The organism is Methanocalculus sp. (assembly GCF_029762515.1).
Lineage (GTDB): Archaea > Halobacteriota > Methanomicrobia > Methanomicrobiales > Methanocorpusculaceae > Methanocalculus.
Map to the genome: position 1 here is coordinate 1 of NZ_JARVGN010000139.1, position 5210 is coordinate 5210.

The 5210-nt window shown below is 53.0% G+C and carries 7 protein-coding genes and 2 pseudogenes; 2 read left to right on the forward strand and 7 right to left on the reverse strand.

What is annotated here, in order from left to right; all coding sequences use genetic code 11:
- Nucleotides 1–697, forward strand: a pseudogene (locus QCH34_RS06270) (carbamoyltransferase HypF); the annotation flags it as partial.
- A complete protein-coding gene (locus QCH34_RS06275) occupies nt 651–1307 on the forward strand; it encodes a hypothetical protein (RefSeq protein ID WP_300331851.1) in 657 nt (218 codons plus the stop codon). The pseudogene QCH34_RS06270 and the gene QCH34_RS06275, both read left to right, overlap by 47 nt.
- A gap of 133 nt (nt 1308–1440) precedes the next feature.
- On the opposite strand, the gene rpl12p is transcribed toward QCH34_RS06275, so the two are convergent.
- The 7 genes and pseudogenes from rpl12p to QCH34_RS06310 all read right to left on the reverse strand — a co-directional run.
- Nucleotides 1441–1752 carry a 50S ribosomal protein P1 gene (gene rpl12p / locus QCH34_RS06280; RefSeq protein WP_300331854.1) on the reverse strand — a complete coding sequence of 104 codons (312 nt, stop codon included), beginning with the start codon at nt 1750–1752 and terminating at the stop codon, nt 1441–1443.
- A 12-nt stretch (nt 1753–1764) separates the two neighbouring features.
- The gene (locus tag QCH34_RS06285; protein ID WP_300331857.1) at nt 1765–2613 is read right to left on the reverse strand and encodes a 50S ribosomal protein L10; all 849 of its coding nucleotides are present in this window, start codon (nt 2611–2613) and stop codon (nt 1765–1767) included.
- On the reverse strand, nt 2614–3255 hold the full coding sequence (locus QCH34_RS06290) for a 50S ribosomal protein L1 (protein WP_300331860.1): 642 nt from the start codon (nt 3253–3255) through the stop codon (nt 2614–2616). It lies immediately after the preceding gene.
- Nucleotides 3256–3317: 62 nt separating this feature from the next.
- The gene (locus tag QCH34_RS06295) at nt 3318–3794 is read right to left on the reverse strand and encodes a 50S ribosomal protein L11 (RefSeq protein ID WP_300331863.1); all 477 of its coding nucleotides are present in this window, start codon (nt 3792–3794) and stop codon (nt 3318–3320) included.
- Between the two features lie 131 nt (nt 3795–3925).
- On the reverse strand, nt 3926–4399 hold the full coding sequence (locus QCH34_RS06300) for a transcription elongation factor Spt5 (protein WP_300331866.1): 474 nt from the start codon (nt 4397–4399) through the stop codon (nt 3926–3928).
- Nucleotides 4400–4410: 11 nt separating this feature from the next.
- A complete protein-coding gene (locus QCH34_RS06305) occupies nt 4411–4614 on the reverse strand; it encodes a protein translocase SEC61 complex subunit gamma (protein ID WP_300331869.1) in 204 nt (67 codons plus the stop codon).
- A gap of 5 nt (nt 4615–4619) precedes the next feature.
- Nucleotides 4620–5210 (reverse strand): annotated as a pseudogene (locus tag QCH34_RS06310) (cell division protein FtsZ); the annotation flags it as partial.

Sequence of the window (5210 nt, forward strand, 5' to 3'; positions counted from 1 at the left end):
GGATTATCTCCGGGCCGGACACCTCGAACAGGTGCTGATGCCGGGGGGTGATGCCGCTACCGCACATCCCGAACGGATGCTCTATGGCATCCTCCCCCGGCCCGAGGTACTGGATCTCCTTGCCGGGCGGGGATGGAATGATATCGCCTCTTCGGCACTTGCACATCAGGTTGAAAGAAGGTTCAACACCATACCAACAACGAGTACCGGCAGGGTGCTTGATGCCGCATCTGCCCTCCTTGGCATCTGTTCTGAAAGGACCTATGATGGCGAGCCCGCGATGCGGCTTGAGGCAGTGGCTGCATCGGGAAGACCCGCAGAATGGGAGCTTCTTATCTCTGAAGAGAACGGCCGGCAGGTGCTTTCGACTTCCCGCCTGATGGAAGAGGCATTTCTGCGGTATCTTCCCCTGAAAGAGGAGAGCCACGAGATACAGAGGCGTGCTGTTGCGGATATCGCCGCATCCTTCCAGTTCAATCTCGCCCGCGGTATTGCCCGGATGGCAGTGTCGGTTGCCGGAGAGCACGGTATCGGAAAGGCTGCCCTCTCAGGAGGCGTCTGCTACAACCATATGATCAGATCCACCATCTGTGAAGAACTCAGGAGAGCCGGAATCGAGCCGGTCATCAATACCGAGTACCCGCTCGGTGATGGCTGCATCTCATATGGGCAGGCGATCATCGCCGGAAGCAGGTGAATTTCGGATGGAGGCACGGGAGTTTGAGTATCCCGAACGGGAATTTGGATCCCCGCCTGAGGATCCTGATGAGATCGCCCGTGTTGAACTGAAGATCTCAAACGTCATCCAGCTCTTCAATACCCTTGACCCAGCGCCCTTCTATGAAAAAGAACTTGATCCTGATGCTGAAGAGTATATCTATGCCTCTTTTGAAGAGATCCCCTTTGATCAGAAGGCCCGGATAACCGTATACCTGCCGCTCCCCCTCATCTCCCATGAGGTGACAGAGAATATCAGAATGGGAGTTGCCAACCACTTCCTCTATCTTGGATCACTGGCAGGGCACGCCCTCTCGGTCCAATGGAGGCGTGAACGGCTGAACCTGGCAATCGGGATCGTCTTCCTCTTCTTCTGCCTGACAATCAGCCAGCATGCATCAGATATCTTCGAACAGGGATCTCTTGCCGGGCTGATCGCCGAGTCCCTGATCATCATCGGGTGGGTCGCCCTCTGGAAACCGGTCCAGTTCTTCCTCTATGATCTCTGGCCTATCCGGAAGCGGAGACGGCTTTGTGAAAAGATAGCGGCATCAGATCTTGAGGTGAAACCGAATCCTTCCCATCTCTGATGGTTTCATTCTTCAAACGAAGAAAATAGCGGGCCTGCAACAGCAGCGTTAGCACTCCGGGGTAGATACAACTGAATGAAAACCTGTTCCTGCCTTCTTCAGTGGCGGGATTGTCTGGGTAAAAAAAAGAAATTTAGCCGAAGAGGGCTCCAAGACCGGCCATGCCGGACTCTTCTTCCTCTTCCTTCTTTGACTCTTCTTCCTCAGGCGCCTCTTCAGCAGCGGCTGCTGCTACAGGTGCTGCGGCTGCTGCGACAGCAACGGGTGCTGCAGCGGCCTTGCTGATGGCATCTTCGATGTCAACGCCGTCAAGGGCGGCAATGAGCGCCTTTACACGGGATTCGTCTGTAGCGATACCTGCGGCAGAGAGAACTGCCTTGACGGATTCTTCTTCAACTGCTTTGTCAGCAGAGTGCAGTAAGAGAGCAGCGTATATGTACTCCATAATTCAGTCACCTTATTCAACTAATACTTTGATTGTGTTCATCTGTCTGTATGCCTTTGCGATGATGCCATCAATGACATCCTTCTCGTAGATAGCGGCCTCTATACCAAGGCTGCGAGCCTCACGGAATGCCTTTGCAAGGATCGTCTCCATCGTGAATGCAGTCGGATAGGCTGCATTGACCGAGAGGTTGAACGCCTGCTGAACGGCAAGAACGAGCTTGTTATAGTATTCAGTCTCGTCAATACCAAGTACATCCGGAAGATACAGCTCATCCTGGTAGAGTGCGACGAAAAGAGATAAACCGACATCCATCGGCTTAACGTCAAGTTTCGAGAGGACACCGGCTTTCTTCCGGTCAATGACCTCGCCAGCCTTTACGACAGTCTTCGTCTCGCGGATCTTCACCTTGCCGCCATCGATGGTGGCCGGGATACCCGCCTGCTGAAGTTCACTGACGATAGGGCCTGGCTTGAAGCTTGTTGCTCCCTTTTGAACAACGATGTCCTCAGGTGCGATCTCACCAGCTTTGGCAGCCCGCTTTGTCTTCGTCTGTTCAAGGGACTTGAACAGTCTGAAGGGGTTGTCGTTTGTGAAGATCAGTGCCGAGTGTCCGGTGATATGCTCTTTGAGATCGTCATATGCTCCGCCAAGATCAGAGAATGCATGCTCTATGAGCGTGTTTCTCATCACCTTGATGATGGCTCTCTCTTTGAGGTTCCGCCGGATCTGCTGGAACTGTGATGCAGGGATACCAAATGTATCGATGATGCCGATTAAGGCATACTCCTGCACATTCTTCTTGACTTCTTCAACCTCATCCTGCTTCCACTGAGGCAGGTGGCGTGTGTATACTGCCATTTAGATCAACCTCACTGCCGGCCCCATGGTCGTTTTGACAAAGACCGAGCGGAGGTTCTGTGAGCCCTGCTCGAGATCTGCTTCGACTCTTTTCAGGACTGTGTTGATATTCTCTGCGATCTGTTCAGGAGTCATCTCTGTCGTCCCGATCTTCGCAGAAAAAGTCAGCTTATCCTTCGTACGGATCCTGATGGAGCCGCGCAGACGCTCTACAATAGGTCTGATGTCCTGTCCCGGGGGGATGGGCATTGGCATCTTGCCGCGTGGACCGAGCCTTGGGCCCAGCCATCGGCCTACGAGTGGCATAACAGCGGTCTCAGCAAGGAAAAAGTCATAATCGCATGCAACCTGTCTGGCTTCACGCGGGGCACCTCCCAGGCGTTCGATCTCTTCAGGGCCGATGATAATATCGGCACCTGCCTCTTTTGCCTGAGTGGTTATGTCTCCTTTGCCCAGAACCGCGATCCTTTTGGTGCCTGCACTCTCTGGCAGAAGAATCGTCGCATCAATACGGTTTTTCGGCTGCGCCATGTCGATGTTCTTCAGGTTGATTGTGATATCCACACTCTCCCGGAACTTCCTCTCTGGCGCCTGCTCGATTGCCGTGGATACGGCCTTCTGAATCTGGGTTAACTCAACCATTAAATGATGCCTCCATAGTTCTCGACCGCAATAATCACGATCTCCTATGGTTGTCTCTATGTCTATGCATTTAGCTGATCATCGAACTGGCCCGCATTGACCGCGGCAATAGCATCCTGTGCCTTCATGCCTTCGATCGTCACTCCAACGGAGCGGCAGGTGCCTATGACTTCCTTGACCGCATTTCTGAGGTCATAGGAGAGCATCGACTCCTGTTTCATGCGAGCGATCCGAATGATCGCTTCAAGCGGCAGATTACCAACCGGCTGGGCATTTGGGCTTGATGCCCCCTTCCCAACACCAACTTCTTTCATGATCAATGCCGTCGTCGGTGGGATACCCACCGAGATGGTGAAGTTCTTCTTATCGTCGACCTCCACCGTGACTGGCACAGTCATTCCATTGAATTCCGCTGTCTTCTGATTGATTTCATCGACAACGGCCTTCACGTTGATGCCGAGAGGGCCCAGCGCCGGGCCCAATGGCGGGCCTGCGGTCGCTCTACCGCCGGGTACCAGTACCTCGACAGTTTCTGCCATAGTATCACCATGCCGGCAACCCCTTAATGGGATTGTCAGCTGTGGTTCATATATGTCAACGGCAGATCTGATAAATATGATGGGGATGGCTCACTGAAAAAGAGGGGGATTGGAGGTGATCAGATTATCTCTTACTCTTCGTTCTTCCGTTCGATGACCCTGACATGGTCGCCCCGGACGGTGATTGGGATTGGAACGATACTCTCATACAGCTCAACAGTGATCTCTTCCTTTCCGAGATCGATCCGCTTGACAACTGCTTTCTCTCCTTTGAAGGGACCAGCGATCAGTTCGACGATGGTTCCCTCATCAATACCTGAGACAACAGGTTTTGGTTCAAGGTAATGCAGAATATCTTCAAGCTTCGTCTCGCCCGGCACAAGTGCCCGTGCACTGGGGATGCTCTCGAGGAGTTCCTGGATCCGGCCGCGTCCTTCCGGCGACTCAAGGATCACATATCCTTTCAGCTCCTCCGGCACAATCACTGAAGAGACCCTGATATCAACATCATTCCGCTCAACAGTACGGAAGATGGAATCTGCAACCGCGCGTTCCTGCTTTGAGGTCGTCTTAATTGCGTAGTAGTGGTTTACTGCTTCAGTCATTTTGATCAGTTCTAGAACACGAGCATGATCTGGTAGATGATAAATCCAACAAGACCGATTATACAAATTCCGATGCCTGCAACGAGGCCGATTTTGCCGAACTCTTCACGGGTGGGTGTCCGTGCCAGTTTCAGTACACGGATATATTTCCTGAAGAGTTCTTCATTCAGATTAAGACCTTTCAGGTCAGGTTTCTTGAGTTCCGGGATATTCATGGTGATCACTTAAGGAAATCTATATCGTATTGCTTCTGGAGCCGCTGTCCGTGAGGAACATCCGGCTTTCCATATATCTGGGGGGACTGAACCCCGGTGACGATAAGCATCGTTCTCATACGGTTCTGCATGCCCGGATCTATCTGGGCACCCCAGATGATCCGTGCGTCGGGATCGATCCGCTCGTATATCTCCTGAACCACGCCTTCGGCTTCCGACATAGTCATATCGGGGCCTCCGACTACGTTCACGAGTGCGGCGGTTGCACCCGAGATATCCACATCAAGGAGTGGCGAGCGGAGGGCTTTCTTCACTGAATCGCTTGCCTTGTCTTCGGAATCAGATTCACCCATTCCGATCATCGCGATGCCGCCCTGTTCCATGACAGATCTGACATCTGCAAAGTCGAGGTTCACAAGACCGGGAAGCGTGATCAGTTCGGTGATTCCTTTCACGGCCTTCATCAGCACTTCATCTGCCACCTTGAATGCGGTGGAGAGCGGGAGCCGTGGGACAACCTCAAGGAGACGGTCGTTTGGTACGACGATGACGGTATCTGCAACCTCACGGAGGTGTTCGAGACCCGCCTCGGCATT